The following is a 25124-nucleotide window of genomic DNA, read 5'->3' on the forward strand; positions in this document are numbered from 1 at the left end:
CTGCCCGGCCGTCCGGCCGTCCGGCCGTCCGGCCGCGATTCACCGGACGGGCCCGGGGCCGATGCGGCCCTGGCTCGTCGGACCGGCCCTAGAGCAGCCCCACGGCGGTGTCGACCGCGGCCGCCACATCGCCGTCCGCCGGATAGAGGAGCGAGCGGCCGACGACCAGGCCGTGCACGGTCGGCAGCCGGAGCGCCTTGCGCCACTTCTCGTAGGCGGCTTCCTGCTCCCGCACCGTCCCGCCGACGTCGCCACCGAGGAGGACGACGGGCAGGGTGGAGGTCTCGCAGACCCGGGCCATCGCGTCGGGGTCGTCGGTGACCGGCAGCTTCAACCAGGTGTAGGCGGACGTACCGCCGAGGCCGGAGGCGATGGCGACGGAACGGGTGACGGCTTCCGGGCTGAGGTCGTTGCGGACCGCGCCGTCTATCCGCCGGGAGAGGAACGGTTCGACGAACGTGGGGAGTCCGCGTTCCGCCATCGCGTCGATGGCGCGGGCGGTGGCCTCCAGAGTGGTCAGCGAACCGGGGTCCTCGTAGTCGATGCGCAGCAGCAGCTTGCCCGCGTCGAAGCGGAGTCGGGCGATGTCCTGGGGGCGGTGGCCGGTGAACCGGTCGTCCATCTCGAAGGCGGCGCCCGCGATCCCGCCGCGGTTCATGGAGCCCATGACGACCTTGCCTTCGAGGGCGCCGAGCAGCAGCAGGTCCTCCAGGATGTCGGCGGTGGCCAGCACTCCGTCGACACCGGGCCGGGACAGCGCCAGGACCAGCCGTTCGAGCAGGTCCAGGCGGTTGGCCATGGCCAGTTGGCGGTCGCCGACGGCGAGCGCGCCCCGGGCCGGATGGTCGGCGGCGACGATCATCAGCCGGCCGCTGTCGCCGAGCAGCGGGCGACGGGCGCGGCGGGCGGCGGCCTCCGCGACGGCTTCGGGATGCCGGGCCCGCAGCGCCGGGAGGTCACTGATCCGAGGAGTCAAGACTCAACTCACCTTCTGGAGGACACGAGTGGGGTGGGGCGGAAGCGGGGCAGAGGCGGAGCGGAGGCGGGCGGGCCCACGGGGAGTCCGCTCACCGCCCCGCGAGGAACTCCTCGACCTCTTCGGCCGTCGGCATCGCGGACGAACACGCCAGCCGGGAGGCGACGATCGCCCCGGCGGCATTGGCGTGATGCATCATCGGCGCCAACTCCCGCCCGGCCAGCAGCCCGTGGCACAACGACCCGCCGAACGCGTCCCCGGCGCCGAGCCCGTTGACCACCTCGACGGGGGTGGGCGGCACCTCGGCGGAGCGGCCGTCCCGGTGGACGGCGAGCACGCCCTTCGGCCCCTGTTTGATGACGGCCAGTTCCACGCCCATGTCGAGCAGCGCCTCGGCGCAGGCTTTCGGGTCCCGCAGGCCGGTGGCGACCTCGGCCTCGTCGATGTTGCCGACCGCCACCGTCGCGTGCCGCAGCGCGGCCTCGTAGTACGGCCGGGCGGCGGCCATCGCGGCCGCACCGGTCGCCCCGCCGTCCCCGGAGGCACCGCCCTGGCCGCCCCAGAACATCGGCCGCCAGTCCAGGTCGAAGACGGTGGTGCCCTTGCGGTCGCGGGCCCGCAGTGCGGCCAGTGTGGCGCCGCGGCTCGGCTCCTCGCACAGCCCGGTGCCGGTGACCCAGAAGATCCGGGCCGCGCGGATCGCCTCCAGGTCCAGTTCCTCGGGGTGGATGACCAGGTCGGGGGCCTTGGGGCGACGGTAGAAGTAGAGCGGGAAGTCGTCCGGCGGGAAGATCTCGCAGAACGTCACCGGCGTGGGAAGGCCCGCCACCGGGGTCACCCAGCGGTCATCGACCCCGAAGTCGCGCAGCGCCTGGTGGAGGTACTCCCCGAACGGGTCCCGCCCGGTGCGGCTGATGACGGCGGTGCGCCGCCCCAGCCGGGCGGCCGCCACCGCCACATTGGCGGCGGACCCACCGAGGAACTTCCCGAAGGTCTCCACCTGGGCGAGCGACACCCCGGTCTGCAACGGGTAGATGTCCACCCCGATGCGCCCCATGGTGATCAGGTCGTACGGCTCGGTCATAGACGCCCCTTCGGGTCGCCCGGCGCGACGGTGGGTCTCCCCCTGCTCAAGCGAAACCGAGAGCTTGGCGGAGGCCGGCACGGCGGGTCGGTCGATCGGAACCGGCTCTCCCTGCCGGTTCCAGCTCCGACCAAAGGTCTAACGGGCACACACAAACCCTGTCAACAGTTTGTCCTTACATTATGACCTCAACCACTCCACCTCGGCCATCAATCCCGCCCGCCACTCGCACCTCCCCCACCCCTCCCCCACCACCCCTGCGCCCCGCCACTCCACCCCCAAGTCATTACGTCCTTATGTCAGGACGAAGTCTTGACACTCCCCAGGGCGGCAGAGAGGCTGTGCCCCACAACCCACCCCAGCGCCTCCCGGTCACCGCCGACCGGCGAGAGGAGAGCCGCAGCATGTCCGCACCCCGTGCCGCCTCGCCCGTTCTGGACCGCCTCCGCATCGGTTCCGCCCCGGACTCCTGGGGCGTCTGGTTCCCCGACGACGCGCAGCAGGTCCCCTGGCGGCGCTTCCTGGACGAGGTCGCCGAAGCCGGCTACGAGTGGATCGAACTCGGCCCGTACGGCTACCTGCCCACCGACCCCGCCGCCCTGCGCGAGGAGACCGACCGCCGCGGCCTCAAGGTCTCGGCCGGCACCATCTTCACCTCGATGCACCACGGCCCGTCCGTATGGGACAAGACCTGGGCGCACGTCTCCGAGGTCGCCACCCTCACCCAGGCGATGGGTGCCCGGCACCTCGTCGTCATCCCCTCCTTCTGGCGGGACGACAAGACCGCCGAGATCATCGAGCCGCCCGAGCTGACCGTCGAGCAGTGGAAGCACCTGACCACCGGCATGGAGCGCCTGGGCAAGCGGGTCCGCGACGAGTTCGGGCTGGACATCGTCGTCCACCCGCACGCCGACACCCACATCGACACCGAGGAGCACGTCGAACGCTTCCTCGACGTCACCGACTCCGACCTGGTCAACCTCTGCCTGGACACCGGCCACTACGCCTACTGCGGCGGTGACAGCGTCAAGCTGATCCGCACCTACGGCGAACGGATCGGCTACCTCCACCTCAAGCAGGTGGACCCGGACATCCTCAGCGACGTCGTCGCCAAGGGCACTCCGTTCGGCCCGGCCGTCCAACAGGGCGTGATGTGCGAGCCGCCGCTGGGCGTCCCGGCGCTGCCGCCCGTCCTGGAAGCCGCCCAGGAGCTGAACGTCGACCTCTTCGCCATCGTCGAGCAGGACATGTACCCGTGCCCGCCCGACCAGCCGTTCCCGATCGCCCAGCGGACGCGCCGCTTCCTGCGGTCCTGCGGGGCGTGAGTGATTCTCGGTGCGTGGGCGGCGTGCGGGCCTGCGCGCGGAGGAACGGCTTGCGCCGGGGACGGCGCACGTCAGGGACGGCGTACGCCAGCTACTGCGCGCGCAAGGGACAGCGCGCGTCGACGACAGCGAGACGAAGGACTTGAGGGACGACATGGGCGAGACGGGCGCGATGGGAGAGATGCGCGAGATGAGCGAGGCGGGCGTGGCGGGATCGAAGGAATCGAACGGATCGAGTGAGCCGATGGGGACTCAGGGGACGCGGGGGACGCTGGGCGTTGCGGTCATCGGGACCGGGCGCATGGGGGCCGACCACGTGCGGCGCATCAATGACGTGATCAGCGGGGCCAGGGTGGCGGCGGTGGCCGACATCGACGCCGACCGGGCGGAGCGGTTCGCCAAGGGCATCGAGGGCGCCACCGCCTACACCGATCCGGCCGCCGCCATGGACGACCCCGGAGTGGACGCCGTACTGATCGCCTCGCCGGGCCCGGCCCATGAGGCGGCACTGCTCGACGCCTTCGCCCGCGACCTGCCGGTGCTGTGCGAAAAGCCGCTGACCCCGGACGCCGCCTCCGCGCTGCGGATCCTGGAAGCCGAACAGAAGCTCGGCCACCGCCGCGTCCAGGTGGGCTTCATGCGCCGCTACGACGCCGGCTACCGCTCCCTCAAGTCCCTGCTCGACGAGGGGACTTACGGCCGACCGCTGATGCTGCACAACAAGCACCGCAACGCCGACACCCCGCCCGGCTTCACCAACGCGATGATGATCAACGACTCGGTGGTGCACGAGATCGACGTGACCCGCTGGCTGCTCGGCGAGGAGATCACGGCCGTACGGGTCCTGCGGCCGGCACCGACCGGCAACGCGCCGAAGGGGCTGAGCGACCCGCAGCTGATCCTGTTCGAGACGGCGGGCGGCCAGGTCGTGGACACCGAACTCTTCGTCAACTGCGGCTTCGGCTACCAGGTCGGCTGCGAGGCGGTCTGCGAGGGCGGCACCGCCCGGATCGGCGACGACCACGGGCTGTTCGTCAACACCGCCGGCCGCTGGGGCGGCACCATCCCCCCCGGCTTCGTGGAACGTTTCGAGGACGCGTACGACCGGCAGGTGCAGCGCTGGGTGGACGCCACCCGGCGCGGCGAGGTCGAGGGCCCCAGCTGCTGGGACGGCTATGCGGCGGCCGCGGTGTGCGAGGCGGGCGTCCTGGCACAGGCCACCGGGGAGCGGGTCGCGGTCGAGTTGATCGAGCGGCCGGCTCTCTATCGGTGAACCGGCGATTCGGCGAATTACCGAATCGGCGAACGAATTAATCAACGAACAGGCGAACAGGCGAACTGCTGAAGAGTCGCAGTTGAACGTTGCCTGCGGCTGGTGAGCGTCGTCCGACCGGCCTTGGGTCGTGGTCGTTTCTCATGCCCACGGGCCGGTCCCGCTTGCACCAGGTCAGCAAATCCGTGAGTCGTCGGCCCTTTGCGTCTTTGCGCTGTCGACCCGACCCCATGAGAGATCACACCACCGAAAGGCCGCACCATGTGTACCGCGCACGGTCCCCGCATGCCCTACGGGCCAGCGATTTCAGGAACGACTCCCGAGCCGCCGGTGGTGGGCGCGGCCCTCGGATTGCCGGCGCCCGGCGCCACGGCGAACGGGAGTTGACGATGGCAGCTCCGACCAGTCGGTCCAGTCGGTCCGCGTCCCCCGGTGAGCGCAACCCCGACCACGGCGACAGCCACGGCCAGGAGCGGAAGCCGGACCGGGAGCCGGAGCAGGGGCAGGCCGACGGCCGCCCCGAGGCCCCGCCCCGGAGCCTAACCGCCAAGCGCTTCATCGTGGCCATCGCCGCCATCGCCGCGCTCGGCGGTGCCCTGTTCGGCTACGACACGGGAGTGGTCTCGGGCGCGCTCCCCTTCATGGAGGGGCACTTCGGCCTCACCTCCCTCAGTGAGGGCGTCATCACCAGCGCGCTGCTGATCGGCGCGGCCTTCGGCTCGCTGGCCGGCGGGCGGATGGCCGACGCACTGGGACGGCGCAACTCGCTGTTGTGGGCGGGTGCGGTGTTCATCGGCGGGGCGGTGGCGGTCGCGCTGGCGCCGACCGTGGCGTTCATGATCGTCGCGCGCTTCGTACTGGGCCTCGCCGTGGGCAGCGCCTCCGTCATCACCCCGCTCTACCTCTCCGAGATCGCGCCCTCGCACATCCGCGGCCGGCTGGTCTCGTTCAACTCCCTGATGATCGTCAGCGGTCAGCTGCTGGCGTACCTCGTCAACGCCGTACTGGCCCACTGGGAGGCGTGGCGCTGGATGCTGGGACTGGCCGCGCTGCCCGCGGTGGCGCTGTTCCTCGGCGTCCTCTTCCTGCCCGACACCCCGCGCTGGTACATCAGCCGGGGGCGGCCGGACGAGGCTGCCGCGGTGCTGCGCCGTACGCTGGCCGCCGCCGACGTCCCGGACGAGCTCGCCCGCATCCAGCAGGCCCGCCACCTGGAGGTCGACGCGCAGCGCGGCGCCTGGCAGGAACTGCAACTGCCCTGGGTGCGAAGGCTGCTGCTGGTCGGTATCGGGCTGGCGATCGTCCAGCAGATCACCGGGGTCAACGCGGTCATCTACTTCGCCCCCAAGATCCTTGCGACGACCGGTCTGGGCACCAATGCGGCGATCACCGCCACCATCGCGATCGGCGCCATCTCGGTCATCGCCACCGCGATCGGCATGTCCCTGATCGACCGGGTGGGCCGGCGCCCCATGCTCCTCTGGGGACTGTCCGGGATGACGGTGGCGCTGGCCCTGCTGGGCGCGGCGTTCCACCTGCCGCACTCCACCGGCGTCAGCTATCTGGTCCTCGGCCTGATGGTCCTCTACATGGGCTTCATGCAGGCGACCCTCAACACCGGTGTCTGGTTGCTGCTCGCCGAAATGTTCCCGCTGAAGGTGCGCGGGCTGGCCATGGGCGCGGCGGTGTTCGTGATGTGGGTGGTCAACTTCGGGATCGCGCTGGTCTTCCCGTTGCTGCTTGACGCGGTCGGTGCCGGCGTCACGTTCTGGCTGTTCAGCGCGATGTGCATACTCTCGCTGGTCTTCTGCAAGCGGTACGCGCCGGAGACGAAGGGGCTGGCGCTGGAGGACCTGGAGCAGGAGCTCCGGAAGGCCGCGACCGAGTCCGCCCCGGGGACCGCCACGGAGGGATGAATCGAACGGAACCGGCGGTTCAGCGGACACTTCAGGCCAATCGCCGCGACTCCTGGAACCGCCCGCCGGCTTCCCGTCGTGCAAACGAGTGCGCTCACATCCAACGCGTCCAACGGGGGGAAGCAATGGAATCCGTGAAAGCCGACGAGAAGGTCGCCGAAAGGCTCGACGAAGAACTCGGCGGGCAAGCCGACGGCGCGAGCTTCGAAACCACCGCGGAAGCAATCTCGGGAACGGAAACAGGAACGGGAACGGGAACGGGAACGGGAACGGGAACGGCAGTGGCCGCGGCGGCGGGATCGGGAGCGGGGACCGCCTGGGGCGTCGGCCGGGCCGTCCGGCGCGCGGGCGTCCTCGCGGCGGCCGCCGGGCTGGTCACCGCCGGGCTGCTCACCGGCCCGGCAACGGCCGCCGCGACGGCCGGGCGGGACGGCTCCACCCGGTCCGCCACACTGGCCGCCTGCGCGTTCTACGGCGGGAACGCCCTCACCGTCTACGGCCAGCACGGCGACCGGGTCAAGCAGGTGCAGTGCCTCCTGGCGAACCGTCACTACCTGACCTGGAAGGACGTGACCGGCTCCTTCGGGGCGAAGACCCGGACCGCGGTGACGAAGCTCCAGACCGAGCACCATCTGCCCGCCAACGGCAAGGTCGACAAGAAGACCTGGCGAGCGCTGTATTCCTAGTCGCAGGGGCGGGCTGTTACGGCGAGTCACGCCTGCCGCTCTCCCGGCGAATCCGCCGGTAGGAAGCAGACCACCGCGGCGAGGAGGAACACAGTCGCGCATACCCACATAAGGATTCCCGCCTGGTGGGCGAACGACGACGCTGCCGGTGGTCCGGCGATGACGCCGAAGAGGGCCACGCCCATCGCTCCGCCTGCCTGGCGGGAGGTGTTGCCGGCCCCCGATGCAGCCCCGGGCGAGCCGGGGACAGCGCGCATCCCTGCCGTGACGATCCCCGGCGCGAGGACGCCGATTCCGCCGCCCCACACGACCAGGGAGCCCAACAGGACCGGGTAGTTCGGGCCGTCGAGGCTCAGCGCCATGCCGAGGAAGCCGACAACGGCGACGAGCAGCCCCGAAGCGCTGGTTCGCCATGGTCCGAACCTGCTCGTGAGCCGACCCGAAGCCGTACCCAGCAGAGGCATCGGCACCATCGCCGGCAGCATCACCATGCGCAGTCCACCCGCCACCGGACCGGCAGGCAACGCGCGAGACGGGCTTCGCCACCATCGCACCACCGTCGGCAACGCCCTGACCGGCAGCACCTGGTTCACGATGCCTGACCTCGGGGCCCTGTTCCGCAATCCCTGAATCTGATCCGCGTCGGCCACCCCCGTACACCCGCCCCCGACGCTCGGGGCGTTCGGCGGACTGTCCGGCGCGTCCCATCGGCGTCACATCCGTCCTTCCCCTGTTACGGCTGTCACCATTGCGCGGGTCTTCCGTCACAGCCTCTCGACAGCCCCTCGCCGATGATCACTCACCGTCGTTGTCCGGGCACAGGGTGAGCGATCACCCCGCCGTACGCTGCCCCTGCCGGCTCGCCGGGCCGACCCTGTGTGCGGCGCCAAGGAGGTGCGCAGAGATGACCGACCGAAAGCTCTGGTCGTACAAGGAAATCGCCGCCCACATCCAGGTGCAGCCGGACACCGTGCGCTCCTATCGCAAGCACGGTTTGCTGCCGGAGCCCGATCTGGTGGAGGCCGGTAAACCGTACTGGTTCGCGGACACCGTCAGAGCCTGGGTGGCGCGGCGCCCGGGCCAACGCGGGCGACAGTGACCGCCCGGCACCCGAGCCGTTCGCCTCCCGGCTCCCGACGCCCCTGGTGCGGCGGACCCGGCTGACCGAACGGGACGGCGCTGACGCTGACGCCGAGCCGCGCCGACACACCCCTTCCGTTACGGCGCCGCCCCGGTTCCCTCCGGAGGCGGTGCCGTGGAGCCTCTGATCTCCAGTTCCGGGGTGACGAGTTGGTGGTCGGCGGGTGCGTCGGGGTGTGCCATCCGGTCCAGCAGGCAGCGGGCGGCTCGGCGGCCGACCTCGTGGCTGGCGTTGTTGACCGAGTTCAGCCAGAGGTGGCGGATGCGGGCGAGGTAGGTGTTGTCGTAGCCGACGAGGGAGAGGTCGGCGGGCACGTCGAGCCCCAGCTCCCGGGCGGCGGACAGCGCGCCGATGGCGGCGAGGTCGTTGAACGCGAAGACGGCAGTGGGGCGGTGGCCGCCTCGGGCCGGACCCAGCAACCGCACGGCGGCGCGGTAGCCGCCCTCCTCCGTACCGTCGCCGCTCTCCACCAGGGCGTGCGCGGCCAGCCCGTGGTCGCGCATCGCGGCCTCGAAACCGCGCCGGCGCAGTTCACCGACCGGCCCCCGGCCGGCGATGTGGGCGATCCGGCGGTGTCCGAGGCCGATGAGGTGCTCGGTGGCGAGGCGGGCGCCGTGTTCGTCGTCGTTGGCGACGATGTCGGCCCGCGGCAGCCGGGGTTCGTGGTTGCCCGCGATGACGGTCGGCAACCGCTCGGCGACCTCGGCGAGCCCCGCGGTGTCCGGAAGCGTGCCGACCACGACCAGGCCGTCGACCCGGAGTTCCTGGAAGGTACGGGCGAACTCCTGGCCGGCCCGCCGGTCCAGGCGGCCATCGGCCATCAACATCCGCAGGCCGTGCGCGTGCAGCAGGGAGTTGAGGCCGTCCAGGACGTCGACGAACCAGGGGTTGCGCATGTCGTTCAGCAGGACGCCCACGGTGTGCGTGCGGCGGGCGACGAGGCTGCGGGCGGCGGCGTTGGGCCGGTAGCCCAGCTCGTCGATGGCGGCCAGCACGGCCTGCCGCTTGGCGTCGCTGACCCGGGGCGAGCCCTGGAGGACGAGCGAGACCAGCGATTTGGAGACGCCGGCACGCTCGGCGACACCGCGGATCGTCGGAGGCCGGTCCGTGCCGGGGGCCGCCGCGGGGGGCTCGCCCGGCGGGGTGTTGGACCGTTCCATGAATGGAAATCCTTCCATCGGCGCAGGTCGGCGTCAACGTGCCCACTTACGGCCCGCCATAGGCCACCAACGGACGCCATCACAGGCCATAGCACGCAACCCCTTCCTTTCGCCTCCCGCACGCCACAGCACGGGAGTTGACCGTCCGCGGGGATTGACATCCGGACATACGGACATGCAAGGTGCCGAGGACACCGCGTTTGGACCGTTCCAATATTGCCGGGAACTATCGCCGGCGGCTCGCACCACGCATCGCGCCCACCTCACCCCCCGCGACCTTCCGCTCCCCTTTCCCCCACCCTCCTCCCGCCGCCACCCCCTCCACCCCCTCCGCCCCCGAAAGGAACCCCATGAAGATCGGTCTCATCGGTACCGGGCGTATTGGCACGTTCCACGCCGCGACCCTGCAGAACGTCCCCGGCGTCACCGGCCTCGTGGTCGCCGACGCGGACCCGGCGCGGGCCGCCGCGCTCGCCGACACCCTGGGCGTACGGGCCGCCGACAGCATCGCGGCGCTGTACGCGGAAGGCGTGGACGGCGTGGTGATCACCGCCGCGACCAGTGCGCACGCCGCGTTGATCCATCAGGCCCTGGACGCCGGTGTACCGGTGTTCTGCGAGAAGCCGGTGGCGCTGGACGTGCCGGGCACCCGCGCCGTCGTGGAACGCGCCGAGGCCGGCACCGTGCCCGTGCAGATCGGCTTCCAGCGGCGGTTCGACGCCGGCTACCGGGCGGCACGTGCGGCGCTGCGCTCCGGCGAGCTGGGCTGGCTGCACACCCTGCGGGCCTGCACCAGCGACCAGTCACCGCCGCCCGCGGCCTTCATCCCCACCTCCGGCGGGCTGTTCCGGGACTGCAGCATCCACGACTTCGACATCATGCGCTGGCTGACCGGCCGCGAGGTGGTCTCGGTCTACGCCCAGGGCGCCAACCGCGGCGCGGACTTCTTCGCCGACGGCGACGACGTGGACACCTGCGCCGCACTGCTGCGCTTCGACGACGACACCCTGGCCACGGTCACCGCGACCCGCTACAACGGCGCGGGCCACGACGTGCGGCTGGAGGTGTGCGGCTCCGTCGGCGCCCGCTTCGTCGGTCTGGACGACCGGGCGCCGATGCCGTCGGCCGAGGCCGAGCTGTCCTGGCGGCGGGCGGACGCCCCGTACGCCACGTTCATGGAGCGGTTCCACGACGCGTACGTCACCGAGCTGGGGGTCTTCGTCGAGGTGGCCGCGGGCCGTACGCCCAATCCCTGCAACCCCGCCGAGGCGTTGGAGGCGCTGTACGTCGCGGAGGCGTGCGACCGCTCTCGGCGGACCGGTCGGCCGGTGGCCGTCGCGGACGTCCGGGCGGCCGCGGGCAACGGGGCGGCACCCGGCGCGTGACCGGCGCCCGTCTCGTGACGGAGCAGTCGGCGGCCGGTCCGGGGGCGGCGTGGGGCATGGTGCCGTCCGCCGTGCCGGTGCCGGCCTCGGCGGCTGCCCGCCGGTGGTCCGTCACCGTCGGGCCCGCCGTCCGGCACCGTCAGTACGTCGTCCCGGGCCGGCCGGCTCCGGCCGCGCCGTCGTCGCCGGTCGTCGGCTCCGGCAGCGTCGCCCGCCACTCATGGGCCTGTATGAGGTGGCCCTTGGGGTATTCGATCTCGCATGCCCCGATCAGGGTGAAGCCGGCTTTGCGGCATACCGCGTTCGACGCGGCGTTGGCCACGGAGGGGAAGGCGTGGATGACGCGGTGCCGGCCTTCGGCGGCGGCCGCCGCGAGGACCTGCCGCACCGCGGTCGCCGCGATGCCGCGGCCCTGGAATCCGGGGAGCACGCCCCAGCCGGTCTCGTACACCGCCGCTCCCTGCCACTGCGTCTCCCAGAAGCCGATCGTGCCCACGGCCTCGCGCTGCGGCAGCAGCAGGATGCGGTACATCCGGCCGGGCCCGTCGGCCGCGAGGTATCTGCGGTGCCGGCGGATGAGTTGCTCCTCCGTTTCGGGGCCGCCCAAGTGCCGGGTCATCTCGGGGGCGTTGGCCTTGTGCAGCAGGGCGAGGTCGGCTGCCGTCCACGGCTCGATCCGCACGCCGGGGGCGGCTGTGGGCGCTTCGGTTGTGCGTTCCGTCGTCATGTCCTCAACGTTATGTGCGACCACTGACAGTCACACCGCCGCTGTGGACGACGTCTGGTCATCGCCCTCTTCGTGGTCGGCGCACGGGAGTTCGCCGGGGGGCCGGAGGGCGATCCGGGCGCGCAGGACGCGGCGGCGGGTGCCCCACTGGACGGCGGTGCCGAAGGCGGCGACGAGGGCGGAGACGCCGATGCCGATACCGGCGGCGTAGAGGCGGTTTCCGGCGGCGGCGCTGCCGAGGAAGCCGAGGCCGACGGAGTACGCGGCCCACAGGGACTCGGCGAGGCCGGCGCCGATCAGGTACTTGCGCAGCGGGTAGCGCAGCACCCCGGAGGCCAGGGGGCCGACGATCCGGCCGCTGGGCAGGAACCGTACGGCGATCACGAAGGGGACGCCGTAGCGCCGGATCCGCCGGGCGGTCCATTCGAGTGCCGCCCGGCGGCGCGGCCGGCGCAGCATCCAGGCGCGGACGAGGCCGCCGAACCGGCGTGCGGCGAGGTACATCAGCACGTCGCCGAGGAAGGCGCTGCCGGCGACGACCACCAGGACGAGGAGGAGGGAGACGCGCCCTTCGGAGGCGAGGACTCCGATGGAGACCAGCAGCGCGGAGTTGGGGACCAGTGGCGGCAGGGTGGTCAGCGCCAGCAGGCCGTAGAGGGCGAGTGTGCCGTCCATCCGGCCGCCTCCTCGGATCCGCACCCCGAGTACGTATCCCCAGGCTGACGCGTGGCGGGGCGGGTGGCAACGCGTGCGGCCGGGGGCGTCCGGGGTTGGCCCTATACCCCTAGGGGGTATACAGTTGTGAAAGTCGGAAGGACGACGCCGGCCGCCACCGCGCCCCCTCACGCCACTTGGGCACCACACTGGGCGCAACGGCCACATCGCCCGTACCGGCGCATGTCGGCGCACACGGCACCACGAGGAGAATCCCATGGCTGAGAACGGCTCCTGCTGCACCCCCGAAGGCTCCTGCCACACCGGCGGCGGCACCGCCGTCCAGGTCGGCACGGTGACCACCACCTACAAGGTCACCGGCATGACCTGCGGCCACTGCGAGGGCGCGGTGTCGTCCGAGATCGGCGAGATCGCCGGGGTGAGCTCGGTGCAGGCGGTCGCGGCGACCGGTCTGGTGACCGTCACCTCGGAGGCGCCGCTGGACGAGGCCGCGGTGCGCGCGGCGGTCGACGAGGCGGGGTACGAGCTCGCGGGTCAGGCCTGACCCCTCCCGCGCTCCCTCACGAGGCGCAGGACGTGCCCGCCGGCGGCGGGGCGGCCTGCGCCTCGCGCGTATGGGCGAAACGACCATGCGGCCAACTACCCGATCAGCCATCCAATCGGACACCGACGGTAATCGCCGCAGAGCAGGACGATCAGCGACGAACGGTCACAACCCCAGGGCGCGGTCACAGAAATTCACACGGCCCTTACAACTCGCACAACACCCATACCTTGGGGCGCCGATCTACAAAAGGAAGTCCTTGACCAGATTCGCCCCTATATGGCATGAGACTCAGATCACACTCTTCGGAACGTAACCATCGAGGGGGGTCGCGAGTCTAACCGGGCAGTGCAGGCACCCCGGCGGGGCTTGCACTGCGACAGCCGTGCAGGGTCTTGGGGACCATGTCCGGCTCTGCGTTGGCCGGGGCGACGCGCCCGGGGAGCTTTGAGCGGCCCTCCCGTATGTGCGCGTCCCGGCAGAGCGCGGTGCAACCCGGAACGCCCGGACGGATCCCGTGGGGGGAATCCGCACCGGGACACGGGAAGCGCCCCGCACTCTGGACCCGTGGGGGGATCCGGAGGCGGGGCGCTTTCTTTTTGCGCGCTTGCCGTGCGACGCCGGCCGGAGACCGGCGGGCGCCGCGTTTACGCGATTATCGATCACCCGTATGTAGCAGTCGGCATCGGTCCAACCGCTACGCGGGGACCGGGTTCAGCGCTCCTGGACGGGCACGAAGTCGCGCTCGACGACACCGGTGTAGATCTGCCGCGGACGGCCGATGCGGGAACCGGGCTCCTTGATCATCTCGTGCCACTGGGCGATCCAGCCGGGGAGCCGGCCGAGCGCGAAGAGCACGGTGAACATCTCGGTCGGGAAGCCCATCGCCCGGTAGATCAGGCCGGTGTAGAAGTCGACGTTCGGGTAGAGCTTGCGCTCGACGAAGTAGTCGTCGGCCAGCGCGTGCTCTTCCAGCTTCAGGGCGATGTCGAGGAGCTCGTCGTCCTTGCCCAGCGCCGAGAGGACGTCGTGCGCCGCCGCCTTGATGATCTTCGCCCGGGGGTCGAAGTTCTTGTAGACGCGGTGCCCGAAGCCCATGAGCTTCACGCCGTCTTCCTTGTTCTTCACCTTGCGGATGAAGGTGTCGACGTCGCCGCCGGCGTCCCGGATGCCCTCCAGCATCTCCAGCACCGACTGGTTGGCGCCGCCGTGCAGCGGGCCCCAGAGGGCGTTGATGCCCGCCGAGATCGAGGCGAAGAGGTTCGCCTGCGAGGAGCCGACCAGGCGCACGGTGGAGGTCGAGCAGTTCTGCTCGTGGTCCGCGTGCAGGATCAGCAGCTTGTCGAGCGCGCTGACCACGACCGGGTCCAGGTCGTACTCGGCGGCGGGGACCGAGAAGGTCATCCGCAGGAAGTTCTCCACGTACCCGAGGTCGTTGCTCGGGTAGACGACCGGGTGGCCGACCGACTTCTTGTAGGCGTAGGCCGCGATGGTCGGGAGCTTGGCCAGCAGGCGGATCGTGGAGATGTGCCGCTGCCGCTCGTCGAACGGGTTGTGGCTGTCCTGGTAGAACGTCGACAGCGCGCTGACCACGGAGGACAGCATGGCCATCGGGTGGGCGTCCCGGGGGAAGCCGTCGTAGAAGCGCTTGACGTCCTCGTGGAGCAGGGTGTGGTACGTGATGTCCTGCTTGAAGGCCGCCAGCTCGTCGACGGTGGGCAGCTCACCATTGATCAGGAGGTAGGCGGTCTCCACGAACGTGCTGCGCTCGGCGAGCTGCTCGATCGGGTAACCGCGATAACGAAGGATGCCCTTTTCACCGTCGAGATAGGTGATCGCGGATTTATATGCCGCGGTGTTGCCGTAACCGGAATCCAGGGTCACCAGACCGGTCTGGGCGCGCAGCTTCGAGATGTCGAAGCCCTTGTCGCCGACCGAGCTGTCGACGACCGGGTAGCTGTATTCGCCGTCCCCGTAACGCAGTACTACAGAGTTGTCGCTCACGTCATCCCTCACCGACGTTGTGCCTCTTCTTCGAGGTGCCCTGACTGCCTATACCTTCCCCCATTTGGACCTTGGATGTGCACTCGGGGTCGGCCATAGGGCCTTATCGCGGCACTCAGTGCCGCGTCGGAGTCCATCCTGCTCCCGTTCGCCCCGATTACGAAAGAGGGGCGACCTCACCGCGCTCCGGCGAGCCGGTGATCCAGCGCGGTGTGCCTCCGACCGGCGGATACCGTCCGCACGGCCTGCCCGAGGGCTTTCCGGGACCCCACCAGCACCACCAGGCGCTTCGCCCGCGTCACGGCCGTATAGAGCAAATTGCGCTGGAGCATCATCCAGGCGCTGGTGGTGACCGGAATCACCACTGCCGGATACTCGCTCCCCTGGGAGCGGTGGATCGTCACCGCATAGGCATGGGCGAGTTCGTCCAGTTCGTCGAAGTCGTACGGAACCTCCTCGTCCTCGTCCGTGCGGACCGTCAGCCGCTGCTCGACGGTGTCCAGGCCCGTGACCACCCCCACCGTTCCGTTGAAGACGCCGTTAGAGCCCTTCTCGTAGTTGTTCCTGATCTGGGTGACCTTGTCGCCGACGCGGAAGACCCGGCCGCCGAAGCGGCGCTCCGGAAGGTCGGGACGGGCCGGGGTCACCGCCTGCTGGAGCAGGCCGTTCAGCGCCCCCGCACCGGCCGGGCCGCGGTGCATCGGGGCCAGCACCTGGACGTCCCGGCGCGGATCGAGGCCGAACTTCGCCGGGATCCGGCGCGCCACCACGTCGACCGTCAGCCGGGCGGCCTCCTCCGCGTCCTCCTCGGGGAACAGGAAGAAATCCGCGAGACCGCTGGTCAGCGGGGGGACGCCGGAGTTGATGCGGTGCGCGTTGGTGACCACGCCGGACTGCTGGGCCTGGCGGAAGATCTTCGTCAGCCGGACGGCCGGCACCGGGCCGCCCGTCCTCCGGCCACCGCCCCCGGCCGGCGTGCCGCCCCCGGCCCCTCCCCCGGCCCCGGCCCCGGCCAGCAGATCGCGCAGCACCTCGCCGGCACCCACCGACGGCAGCTGGTCCACGTCCCCGACCAGCAGCAGGTGGGCGCCCGGCGGTACCGCCTTGACGAGCTTGTTCGCCAGCAGCAGATCGAGCATCGACGCCTCGTCGACCACCACCAGATCGGCGTCCAGCGGGCGATCCGCGTCATAGGCGGCGTCGCCGCCCGGCTTGAGCTCCAGCAGGCGGTGCACCGTGGAGGCATCCGCCCCCGTCAGCTCCGCCAGCCGCTTGGCCGCCCGGCCCGTGGGCGCCGCCAGGACCACCGTGGCCTGCTTGGCGCGGGCCAGCTCGACCACCGAGCGGACCGTGAACGACTTGCCGCAGCCCGGCCCGCCCGTGAGCACCGCGACCTTGCTGGTCAGCGCCAGCCGGACCGCCGCCTGCTGCTCGGGCGCCAGCTCCGCCCCCGTACGCCGCGCCAGCCACGCCAGCGCCTTGTCCCAGTCCACGCCCTGGAACACGGGCATCCGGTCCTCGTCCGTGCGCAGCAGCCTGGTCAGCCGCCCGGCCAGGGAGAGTTCGGCGCGGTGGAACGGCACCAGGTACACCGCGGTGACCGGCGTGCCGTCCTCCGGGCCGGGCACCTTCTCGCGGACCACGCCCTCCGGGTCCTCGGCCAACTCGGCCAGGCAGTCGATGACCAGGCCGGTGTCCACCTGGAGCAACTTCACCGCGTCCGCGATCAGTTGCTCCTCCGGCAGGAAGCAGTGGCCCTGGTCCGTGGACTGCGACAGCGCGTACTGGAGGCCGGACTTGACCCGCTCCGGGCTGTCGTGCGGGATGCCCACCGACTGGGCGATCCGGTCGGCGGTCAGGAAGCCGATGCCCCACACGTCGGCGGCCAGGCGGTAGGGCTCGTTCCGCACCACGGAGATCGACGCGTCGCCGTACTTCTTGTAGATCCGCACGGCGATGGAGGTGGACACGCCGACGCCCTGGAGGAAGACCATCACCTCCTTGATCGCCTTCTGCTCCTCCCAGGCGGCACCGATCAGCTTGGTGCGCTTGGGGCCCAGGCCGGGCACCTCGATCAGGCGCTCGGGGGCCTGCTCGATCACGTCGAGGGTGTCGATGCCGAAGTGCTCGGTGATGCGGTCCGCGATCCGGGGGCCGATGCCCTTGATGAGACCCGAGCCCAGATAGCGGCGGATGCCCTGGACGGTGGCCGGCAGGACGGTGGTGTAGTTCTCCACCGTGAACTGCTTGCCGTACTGGGGGTGGGAGCCCCAGCGGCCCTCCAACCGGAGCGACTCCCCCGGCTGCGCCCCCAGGAGCGCGCCGACGACGGTCAGCAGCTCACCGGAACCGCGGCCCGTGTCGACCCGGGCGACGGTGTAACCGTTCTCCTCGTTGGCGTAGGTGATCCGCTCCAGGACCCCTTCCACCACGGCTGCGTTGAGCATGCCTCGACGGTACCGCCGGGGGGTGACAGCGGGGCGGGGCACCGGGGCGCTCCCCCGCCCCCGTGCGGCAGGTCGGGTGGCATGGCCGCGGTGGGTCAGGTGACATGGGCGACGAAGCGGGTGACGACCTCGGCGAGGACCTCGGTGCCGTTGCGGGACCACAGGGCGGGGTTGAAGATCTCCACCTCGATGGGGCCCCGGTAGCCGGCCGCGTCGACGCGTTCGCGGAACCAGCGCAGGTCCACCGCGCCGTCGCCCAGCTGCCCGCGCCCCAGGAGGACGCCCTCGGGGAGCGGCGTGATCCAGTCGGCGAGCTGGAAGGCGGCGATCCGGGAGGGCGGGGCCTCCGCACCGGTGGGGCCGGCCTCGCCGCCGGTCCGGGAGGGTCGGGCGAGGCGCGCGAGTCGGGCGAGTTGGGCGCCGACCGTGTCGTCCCACCACAGGTGGTAGGTGTCCACCACCACGCCCACCTGGCCGGCGGGGAAGCGCTCCGCCAGATCGAGGGCCTGGGCGAGGGTGGAGACGACGCACCGGTCCGCCGCGTACATCGGGTGCAGCGGTTCCAGGGCCAGCCGTACGCCCCGCTCGGCGGCGTACGGGGCCAGTTCGGCGAGCGCGTCGGCGACCCGCTCCCGGGCGCCGGTGAGGTCCCGGCTGCCGGGCGGCAGTCCGCCGGAGACCAGGACCAGGGTGTCGGTGCCGAGCTCCGCGGCCTCCTCGACGGCGGCCCGGTTGTCCGCCCGGGCGGCCCTGCGCTCCGCGGGGTCCTCCGCGGTGAAGAAGCCGCCCCGGCACAGGCTGGTGACGGTGAGCCCGGCGTCCCGTACGAGGCGGGCCGCGGCGGTCGCCCCGTAGGCGCGCACCGGTGCCCGCCACAGGCCGACGCCCCGCAGGCCCGCCCGGGCGCAGCCGTCGGCCAGTTCCGGCAGCGACCACTGCCGGATGGTCTCCTGATTGAGGCTCAGGCGGGAGAGGAGGGTCCGCGCCGCGGCGTCCGTCATGTGCCGCTCGCCTCCTCGGCGCCGTGGACGGCCAGGAAGGCGCGCATCCTGGCGGCGGCCAGGTCCGGGTCGGGGAACAGGCCCAGTGCGGCGCCGAGTTCGTGGGCGCGGCGCAGGTGCGGGACGGAGCGGGCGGACTGCAGGCCGCCCGCCATGGTGAAGTGGGACTGGTGCCCGGCCAGCCAGGCGAGCAGGACCACGCCGGTCTTGTAGTAGCGGGTGGGGGCCTGGAAGAGGTGGCGGGCCAGCGGGACGGTCGGGTCGAGGACCGCGCGGAAACCGGCCGGGTCGCCGTCGTCCAGGCGGCGGACGGCCTCGGCGGCCAGCGGGGCGAGCGGGTCGAAGACGCCCAGCAGGGCGTCGCTGAAGCCGTGGGCGTCGCCGGCGATCAGCTCGGGGTAGTGGAAGTCGTCGCCCGTGTAGCAGCGCACGCCCGCAGGGAGGCGGCGGCGCAGCCCTACTTCCCGGTCGGCGTCCAGGAGGGAGATCTTGACGCCGTCCACCGCACGGGGGTGGTCGGCGACGATGCCGAGCAGCGTCTCCGTGGCGGTGTCGAGGTCCGGGCTGCCCCAGTAGCCGGCCAGGGCCGGGTCGAACGCCGGGCCGAGCCAGTGCAGGATCACCGGGCGGGTGGTCTGGCGCAGCAGGTGCCCGTAGAGGTCCCGGTAGGCGTCGGGGCCGGTACCGAGCGCGGCGAGCTGGCGGGAGGCCATCAGGACGGGCTGGGCGCCGGCGTCCTCGGCTACCGCGAGTTGCTCCTCGTAGGCGGCCCGGACGTCGGCCAGCGAGGCGCCGAACGAAGGGAGTTGGTCGGTTCCGGTGCCGCAGGCGAGGCGGCCGCCGACCGCGCGGGCCTCGGCGGCCGAGCGGCGGATGAGTTCGGCGGCCCCGGCCCAGTCCAGGCCCATACCGCGCTGCGCGGTGTCCATCGCCTCGGCCACGCCCAGCCCGTGCGCCCAGAGGTGGCGGCGGAAGGCGAGGGTGGCGTCCCAGTCGAGGGCGGCCGGGCCGTCCGGGGTGGTGTCGGCGTGCGGGTCGGCGACCACATGGGCGGCGGCGAAGACCCTACGGGAGCGCAGAGGCGGGGGTGTCCCGGTGGGGGCGGCGGGTTCCGGGGCGGTCACCGGGGCAGCTCCGGTACGGGGAGCCGGCGGCCCTCGACAGAGGAGCGCAGGCCCAGTTCGGCGAGTCGGACGCCGCGGGCGCCCGCCCAGAGGTCCCAGTGCCACGGCCCGTCGGCCACCACGTGCCGGAGGAAGAGCTCCCACTGGGCCTTGAAGGCGTTGTCGAACCCGGCGTTGTCGGGAACCTCCTGCCACTGGTCGCGGAACGGCTCGGTGGACGGCAGGTCGGGGTTCCAGACGGGTTTGGGGGTGGTGGCGCGGTGCTGGACGCGGCAGCGGCGCAGTCCGGCGACGGCCGAGCCCTCGGTGCCGTCGACCTGGAACTCCAGCAGTTCGTCGCGGTGCACCCGGACCGCCCAGGAGGAGTTGATCTGGGCGAGGACGCCGTCGTCGAGTTCGAAGAGGGCGTAGGCGGCGTCGTCGGCGGTCGCCTCGTACGGGGTGCCGGACTCGTCCCAGCGGCGCGGGAGGTGGGTGGTGACCCGGGCCTGGACGGCGCGGACCGGCCCGAACAGCTCGTGGAGCACGTACTCCCAGTGCGGGAACATGTCGGCGGCGATGCCGCCGCCGTCCTCGGCGCGGTAGTTCCAGGAGGGGCGCTGGGCCGGCTGCCAGTCGCCTTCGAAGACCCAGTAGCCGAACTCGCCCCGTACGGACAGGACCCGGCCGAAGAAGCCGCCGTCCAGGAGGCGGCGGAGTTTGCGCAGGCCGGGGAGGAAGAGCTTGTCCTGGACGACACCGTGCTTGACGCCGGCCTGCTGGGCGCGGTGGGCAAGGTCCAGGGCTCCGGTGAGACCGGCGGCGGTGGGCTTCTCCACGTAGAGGTGCTTTCCGGCAGCAATCGCTTTCTTGACTGCTGGTTCGCGGGCGGCGGTGACCTGGGCGTCGAAGTAGATCTCGATGGAGTCGTCGGCAAGGACGGCGTCGAGGTCGGGGCTCCAGTCGAGGCCGTACCGCTCGGCCAGCGCCCGGACCCGCGGCGCGGAACGGCCGACGAGCACCGGTTCCGGCCAGATCACCGTGCCGTCGTCCAAGGGGAGTCCGCCCTGTTCACGCAGAGCGAGGAGGGAGCGGACCAGGTGCTGGTGGTGGCCCATGCGCCCGGTCACGCCGTTCATGGCGATGCGTACGGTCCTACGTGTCACGGCCCGGCCTCTCTGCGCACTCGACGGGTGGAGTGCGTGCGGGGTGGGAGGGAGTGGTGCGCGGATGGGGTACCTGTGGACAGTAAGCGCTTTCTCCAAGAGGGGACGCTAGCCTGCTCGGCAGGTCGCCAACAAGGGTGCGGCCGGTGGTCGTTGAGGCATGCGGGAGGGCGTGATGGCGGTGACGCTGGCGGATGTGGCGGCGCGTGCGGGGGTGTCGCCGGCGACCGTCTCGCGCGTGCTCAGCGGCAGCTACCCGGTGACCGAGGGCACCCGCGGCCGGGTGCTGCGCGCGGTCGCGGAGTTGGAGTACGTCGTGGACGGCCCGGCGAGCGCGCTGGCCGGCGCCGGTTCGGACCTGGTCGGCATCCTGGTGAACGACCTCGCGGACCCGTTCTTCGGGGTGCTGGCGGCCGCCGTCCAGGGGGAGCTGGGCGGCGGCGCCGGGCCCGGGGGCGAGAAGCTGGCCGTGGTGTGCAGCACGGGCGGCTCCCCGCAGCGCGAGCTGGACCACCTCACCCATCTCCAGCGGCAGCGGGCCGCCGCGGTGGTGCTGACCGGCGGCGCCCCGGAGGACCCCGGGCACGCCCGAGCCCTCGCCGCAAAAGTGGCGCGACTGACGGAGGCGGGCACCAGGGTGGTGCTGTGCGGGCGGCCTCCGCAGGATCCGGAGGCGGCAGCGGCGGCGGGCCGGGGCCGGGCCGCCGCGCCGCCCGTCACCCTGGCGTTCGACAACCGCGGCGGCGCCCGGCGGTTGACGGCGCACCTGCTGGCGCTGGGGCACCGGCGGATCGGCTGTGTGGCGGGCCCGGCCGGGCGCACCACCACGGCCGAGCGGCTGGCCGGCCACCGGGACGCGCTCGCCGCGCACGGCATCGCGGACGTGCCGGCGCGCACCGTCCCCGGGGCCTACGACCGCGCCTCGGGCTATGACGCGGCCCTGGAGCTCCTGCGTCGGGAGCCGCGGCTGACGGCCGTGGTGGCGGCCAACGACACCGCCGCGCTCGGGGTGTGCGCGGCGCTGCGCGACCGGGGGCTGCGGATACCCGAGGACGTCTCGGTGGCCGGTTTCGACGATCTGCCGTTCAGTGTGGACGCGGCGCCCGCGCTGACCACGGTGCGGCTGCCGCTGCGGGAGGCCGGGGCGCGGGCCGGGCGGCTGGCGCTGGGGCGGGCGGTGGCGCCGCCGGGTGGGGTGGCGACGCTGCCGGCGGAGCTGCTGGTGCGCGAGTCGACCGGTCCGGTGCGGTCCGAGGCGGCCGCCGCCGGGGGTGGCGGGGGTGCGGTTTCGGGCGGGATCGGGTCGGGCAGGTCTGGCGGCTGACGGAGCATCAGGGATGGTGGCGTCAGGAATGGCGGGAGGCGGGATGGGTGTGGACGGTGCCCCGGTGGGGGTGCGGCCGGCGTTCTCGACGCTCGGGGTGCCGGGGATGCCGGTGGCCGAGGTGGTGCGGCTGGCCGCGGCGTGCGGCTATCAGGGGGTGGAGCTGCGGGCGCACCCCGAGGAGCCGGTGCATCCGCTGCTGGGGCTGCGGGAGCGGGCGGCGGTGCGCGGGCGGTTCGCGGACGCGGGCGTGGAGATCCTGACCGTGGCCGGGTACGCGAGGGTCGCGGCCGAGTGCGCGGGCCCGGCGGCGGAGGCGGCGCTCGCCCACGAGCTGGCCGAACTGGTGTTGCTGGCGGGCGACTTGGGGGCCGGGTACGTCCGGGTCTTCCCCGGGGGCGGTGGCCGTCCGGTCGAGCGCGCGGAGGCGGACGCGGTCCGGCGGCTGGCGGCGGTGGCGCCGCTGGCCGCGGAGCGCGGGGTGCGGGTGGTGTTGGAGACCCACGACTCGCACCGCACCGGCGCGGCGGTGGCCCGGATCCTGGCGGCCGTCGACGATCCGTGGGTGGGCGCGGTGTGGGATGTGCTGCACAGCTGGCTGGGCGGGGAGGCGCCCGCCGCGACCCGGGCCGCGCTGGCCGGGCATCCGGGGTATGTGCAGGTCAAGGACGTGGCGTCGGCGCAGGATCTGACGCCGCTTCCGTTGGGGGCGGGGGTGCTGCCGCTGCCGGAGGTGGTGGCGGCGCTCGGGCCGGGGGCCGGCGGGTGGTGGTGCTGGGAGTACGAGAAGCGGTGGTATCCGGGGGCGGCGGGGCTGCCGGGGCTGCTGGCGGAGGGCCGGGCGCATCTGGCGCGGCTGCTCGACGGGGGTGCGGGCCGGAGTCCGGACGACGCCTGAGCACGACCGCGCGCCCGGCGGACGTTCCCGCCACGCGCCCGGCGACGTCCCCGCCACGTCCCGGGGACGTCCGGCTCGTCCCGGGGACGTCCGGCTCGTCCCGGGGCGCCCGCGCCACGTCCCAGGGACGTCCCCGCAGCGTCCCCGCCACGTCCCTCCGACGCCCACACGACGCCCCCACGACACCCCCAGCGGCGTCCCCGCAGCGCCCCCGCAGCAACCCGCGGCGGGGCCCCCGCGACCCTGCCGCGCCCCCCTGGCGCACTCCCCCACCACACCCCGCCCCGGGCCGCAATCCCTGGGCGGCGCCGCGGTTCCCCGTCATTGACCGGCAGGAATTTTCCGGCTATCCGTGTCTCCTTGGAAGTTTCCTTCACATGTTCGAGGAAGCCCCCCGGAAGGAGCGCAGATGCACTCCAGACGTACCGTCCTGACCACCGCCGCCGCGGCGGCCGCGGCCGCCGCCCTGGGCCTCGGCGAGGCGCACGCCGCCCCCGCCCCGTCCCCCGTCCCCTCGCCCCCGCGCGCCACCCTGGACCGGCTGCGGCGGCTGATCGCCCGGATGTCGCCGGAGGAGAAGGCCGGCCAGCTCTTCGTGATGCGGGTGTACGGGCACTCCGCGACCGACCCGGACCCGGCCGACGCCGCGGCCAACCGCAAGGAGATCGGCGTCTCCAACGCCGCCGAGCTGATCGCCGAGTACCAGGTCGGCGGCATCATCTACTTCGGCTGGGCGCACAACACCCGCGACCCGCACCAGGTCGCCGACCTGTCCAACGGCATCCAGGAGGCCGCCGCCGCCCTCCGCGTCCCCGTCCCGGTGCTGATCTCCACGGACCAGGAGCACGGGATAGTGGCCCGGATCGGGGCGCCGGCGACGCTGCTGCCCGGTGCGATGGCGCTGGGCGCCGGCGGTTCCGTCGAGGATGCCCGCACGGCGGGGCGGATCTCCGGCCAGGAGCTGTTCGCGATGGGCGTCCGGCAGGACTACGCGCCGGACGCGGACGTCAACGTCAACCCCGCCAACCCGGTCATCGGGGTGCGGTCCTTCGGGGCCGACCCGCAGGCCGTGGCCCGTATGGTCGCGGCTCAGGTGCGCGGCTACCAGGGCGCGGGGGTGGCGGCCTGCGCCAAGCACTTCCCCGGGCACGGCGACACCGACACCGACAGCCACGTCGGGCTGCCGTACATCCACCACTCCGCCCAGGAGTGGGAGCGGCTGGACGCGCCGCCCTTCAAGGCCGCGATCGCCGCCGGTATCGACTCGGTGATGACGGCGCACATCGTGGTACCGGCCCTCGACCCCAGTGGCGATCCGGCGACCCTCTCGCATCCGATCGTCACCGGCATCCTGCGGCAGCGGCTGGGCTACGACGGGGTGGTGGTGACCGATTCGCTGGGCATGGAGGGCGTCCGGGTGAAGTACGGGGACGACCGGGTGCCGGTGCTGGCGCTGAAGGCCGGGGTGGACCAGTTGCTGAACCCGCCGGACCTGTCCGTCGCGCACGCCGCGGTGGTCCGGGCGCTGCGGGACGGGGAGCTGAGCGAGCGGGAGGTCGACGCCAAGCTGCTGCGGATCCTGCTGCTGAAGGAGCGCCGGGGGCTGTTCGCCGATCCGTACACCTCCCGGGAGCGGGTGGACCGGGTGGTGGGGGTGCGGGCGCACCGCGCCGCCGCGGACCGGATCGCGGACCGCACCACCACGCTGCTGCGCAATGAGGGCGGGGTGCTGCCGCTGTCCCGGCGGCGGACCGGCCGGCTGCTGGTGGTGGGGGTGGATCCGGCCGCGCCGTCCGGCACCGGCGGCCCGCCGACCGAGGTCCTGGCCGAGGAGCTGACCCGGTCGGGCTTCACGGCCACCGCGCTGTCCACCGGGATGGCGCCGTCCCCGGGGCTGATCGCGCGGGCCCGGGCGGCGCTGGCGGAGCGGGACGCGGTGGTGGTGGCGACGTACGACGTCACCGCGTCGTCGGCGCAGCGCGCGCTCGTCCGGGAGCTGCTGGCCACGGGGAAGCCGGTGGTGCAGCTGGCGGTCCGCAATCCGTACGACATCGCCCTGTTGGACGGGGTGGCGGCGGCGTTGGCGAGCTATTCGTGGACGGATGTGGAGTTGCGGGCGGCGGCCCGGGTGATCGCCGGGCGGCGGGATCCGGTGGGCCGGCTGCCGGTGGCGATAATGCGCGCGGACGCGCCGCGGACCGCGCTGTACCAGATCGGGCACGGGCTGCGGTACTGAGCGGGCGGGTGCGTGCCCTCCGTCCGACGGAGGGCACGCACCCGGCGCACCGG

Annotated in this window: 21 protein-coding genes; 10 read left to right on the plus strand and 11 right to left on the minus strand. The window is 72.6% G+C overall.

Going from position 1 to position 25124, the window contains the following annotated elements; translation table 11 throughout:
* Nucleotides 1–88 precede the first annotated feature (88 nt).
* Nucleotides 89–976 (minus strand): deoxyribose-phosphate aldolase, encoded by an 888-nt coding sequence (locus CG747_RS20550; RefSeq protein WP_100603238.1) that lies wholly within the window; start codon nucleotides 974–976, stop codon nucleotides 89–91.
* Between the two features lie 91 nt (nucleotides 977–1067).
* The gene (gene iolC, locus CG747_RS20555) at nucleotides 1068–2060 is read right to left on the minus strand and encodes a 5-dehydro-2-deoxygluconokinase (protein WP_100603239.1); all 993 of its coding nucleotides are present in this window, start codon (nucleotides 2058–2060) and stop codon (nucleotides 1068–1070) included.
* Nucleotides 2061–2464: 404 nt separating this feature from the next.
* Between iolC and CG747_RS20560 the strand changes: the two genes are divergently transcribed.
* The 4 genes from CG747_RS20560 (at nucleotide 2465) to CG747_RS49595 (ending at nucleotide 7260) form a co-directional block, all read left to right on the plus strand.
* Nucleotides 2465–3385, plus strand: a complete 921-nt coding sequence (locus CG747_RS20560; RefSeq protein WP_100603240.1) for a sugar phosphate isomerase/epimerase — start codon at nucleotides 2465–2467, stop codon at nucleotides 3383–3385.
* Nucleotides 3386–3629: 244 nt separating this feature from the next.
* Complete coding sequence (locus tag CG747_RS20565) at nucleotides 3630–4658, plus strand: Gfo/Idh/MocA family protein (protein ID WP_180985632.1); 1029 nt, start codon at nucleotides 3630–3632, stop codon at nucleotides 4656–4658.
* Between the two features lie 389 nt (nucleotides 4659–5047).
* Nucleotides 5048–6574 (plus strand): sugar porter family MFS transporter, encoded by a 1527-nt coding sequence (locus tag CG747_RS20570; protein WP_100603241.1) that lies wholly within the window; start codon nucleotides 5048–5050, stop codon nucleotides 6572–6574.
* A gap of 125 nt (nucleotides 6575–6699) precedes the next feature.
* Nucleotides 6700–7260 (plus strand): peptidoglycan-binding protein, encoded by a 561-nt coding sequence (locus CG747_RS49595; RefSeq protein WP_257980570.1) that lies wholly within the window; start codon nucleotides 6700–6702, stop codon nucleotides 7258–7260.
* 26 nt (nucleotides 7261–7286) lie between these two features.
* Here CG747_RS49595 and CG747_RS20585 read toward each other — a convergent pair whose 3' ends face one another.
* The gene (locus CG747_RS20585) at nucleotides 7287–7853 is read right to left on the minus strand and encodes an MFS transporter (RefSeq protein WP_146022113.1); all 567 of its coding nucleotides are present in this window, start codon (nucleotides 7851–7853) and stop codon (nucleotides 7287–7289) included.
* Nucleotides 7854–8164: 311 nt separating this feature from the next.
* Between CG747_RS20585 and CG747_RS20590 the strand changes: the two genes are divergently transcribed.
* A complete protein-coding gene (locus tag CG747_RS20590; RefSeq protein ID WP_100603244.1) occupies nucleotides 8165–8359 on the plus strand; it encodes an AlpA family transcriptional regulator in 195 nt (64 codons plus the stop codon).
* 119 nt (nucleotides 8360–8478) lie between these two features.
* Here CG747_RS20590 and CG747_RS20595 read toward each other — a convergent pair whose 3' ends face one another.
* The gene (locus CG747_RS20595) at nucleotides 8479–9561 is read right to left on the minus strand and encodes a LacI family DNA-binding transcriptional regulator (RefSeq protein WP_100603245.1); all 1083 of its coding nucleotides are present in this window, start codon (nucleotides 9559–9561) and stop codon (nucleotides 8479–8481) included.
* Between the two features lie 350 nt (nucleotides 9562–9911).
* On the opposite strand from CG747_RS20595, the gene CG747_RS20600 reads away from it, so the two are divergent.
* On the plus strand, nucleotides 9912–10946 hold the full coding sequence (locus CG747_RS20600; RefSeq protein ID WP_100603246.1) for a Gfo/Idh/MocA family oxidoreductase: 1035 nt from the start codon (nucleotides 9912–9914) through the stop codon (nucleotides 10944–10946).
* A 139-nt stretch (nucleotides 10947–11085) separates the two neighbouring features.
* Here CG747_RS20600 and CG747_RS20605 read toward each other — a convergent pair whose 3' ends face one another.
* Together CG747_RS20605 and CG747_RS20610 are read right to left on the minus strand one after the other, a co-directional pair.
* The gene (locus tag CG747_RS20605; protein WP_100603247.1) at nucleotides 11086–11673 is read right to left on the minus strand and encodes a GNAT family N-acetyltransferase; all 588 of its coding nucleotides are present in this window, start codon (nucleotides 11671–11673) and stop codon (nucleotides 11086–11088) included.
* A gap of 30 nt (nucleotides 11674–11703) precedes the next feature.
* The gene (locus CG747_RS20610) at nucleotides 11704–12348 is read right to left on the minus strand and encodes a DedA family protein (RefSeq protein ID WP_100603248.1); all 645 of its coding nucleotides are present in this window, start codon (nucleotides 12346–12348) and stop codon (nucleotides 11704–11706) included.
* Nucleotides 12349–12604: 256 nt separating this feature from the next.
* Between CG747_RS20610 and CG747_RS20615 the strand changes: the two genes are divergently transcribed.
* A complete protein-coding gene (locus CG747_RS20615; RefSeq protein WP_100603249.1) occupies nucleotides 12605–12892 on the plus strand; it encodes a heavy-metal-associated domain-containing protein in 288 nt (95 codons plus the stop codon).
* A gap of 714 nt (nucleotides 12893–13606) precedes the next feature.
* Here CG747_RS20615 and CG747_RS20620 read toward each other — a convergent pair.
* The 5 genes from CG747_RS20620 to CG747_RS20640 all read right to left on the minus strand — a co-directional run bounded on the left by CG747_RS20620 (nucleotide 13607) and on the right by CG747_RS20640 (nucleotide 20613).
* Nucleotides 13607–14896: a citrate synthase gene (locus CG747_RS20620; protein ID WP_100603250.1), complete on the minus strand. Its 1290-nt coding sequence runs from the start codon at nucleotides 14894–14896 to the stop codon at nucleotides 13607–13609.
* A 176-nt stretch (nucleotides 14897–15072) separates the two neighbouring features.
* On the minus strand, nucleotides 15073–17343 hold the full coding sequence (locus CG747_RS20625; RefSeq protein ID WP_100603251.1) for an AAA family ATPase: 2271 nt from the start codon (nucleotides 17341–17343) through the stop codon (nucleotides 15073–15075).
* A 95-nt stretch (nucleotides 17344–17438) separates the two neighbouring features.
* On the minus strand, nucleotides 17439–18344 hold the full coding sequence (locus CG747_RS20630) for a sugar phosphate isomerase/epimerase (RefSeq protein WP_100603252.1): 906 nt from the start codon (nucleotides 18342–18344) through the stop codon (nucleotides 17439–17441).
* Entirely contained in the window at nucleotides 18341–19468 is a 1128-nt protein-coding gene (locus CG747_RS20635) for a dihydrodipicolinate synthase family protein (RefSeq protein WP_100603253.1), read from the minus strand. Before CG747_RS20635 ends, CG747_RS20630 begins: the two co-directional genes overlap by 4 nt.
* Nucleotides 19465–20613 carry a Gfo/Idh/MocA family protein gene (locus CG747_RS20640; RefSeq protein WP_100603254.1) on the minus strand — a complete coding sequence of 383 codons (1149 nt, stop codon included), beginning with the start codon at nucleotides 20611–20613 and terminating at the stop codon, nucleotides 19465–19467. Before CG747_RS20640 ends, CG747_RS20635 begins: the two co-directional genes overlap by 4 nt.
* 175 nt (nucleotides 20614–20788) lie before the next feature.
* Here CG747_RS20640 and CG747_RS20645 point away from each other — a divergent pair, with 175 nt between their 5' ends.
* The 3 genes from CG747_RS20645 (at nucleotide 20789) to CG747_RS20655 (ending at nucleotide 25071) form a co-directional block, all read left to right on the plus strand.
* Nucleotides 20789–21937 (plus strand): LacI family DNA-binding transcriptional regulator, encoded by a 1149-nt coding sequence (locus tag CG747_RS20645; RefSeq protein ID WP_100603255.1) that lies wholly within the window; start codon nucleotides 20789–20791, stop codon nucleotides 21935–21937.
* Nucleotides 21938–22007: 70 nt separating this feature from the next.
* Nucleotides 22008–22835, plus strand: a complete 828-nt coding sequence (locus tag CG747_RS20650) for a sugar phosphate isomerase/epimerase (protein WP_100603364.1) — start codon at nucleotides 22008–22010, stop codon at nucleotides 22833–22835.
* Nucleotides 22836–23244: 409 nt separating this feature from the next.
* Nucleotides 23245–25071 (plus strand): glycoside hydrolase family 3 protein, encoded by a 1827-nt coding sequence (locus CG747_RS20655; protein WP_100603256.1) that lies wholly within the window; start codon nucleotides 23245–23247, stop codon nucleotides 25069–25071.
* Nucleotides 25072–25124 lie beyond the last annotated feature (53 nt).

The organism is Streptomyces sp. CB02959, assembly GCF_002803155.1.
Lineage (GTDB): Bacteria > Actinomycetota > Actinomycetes > Streptomycetales > Streptomycetaceae > Streptomyces.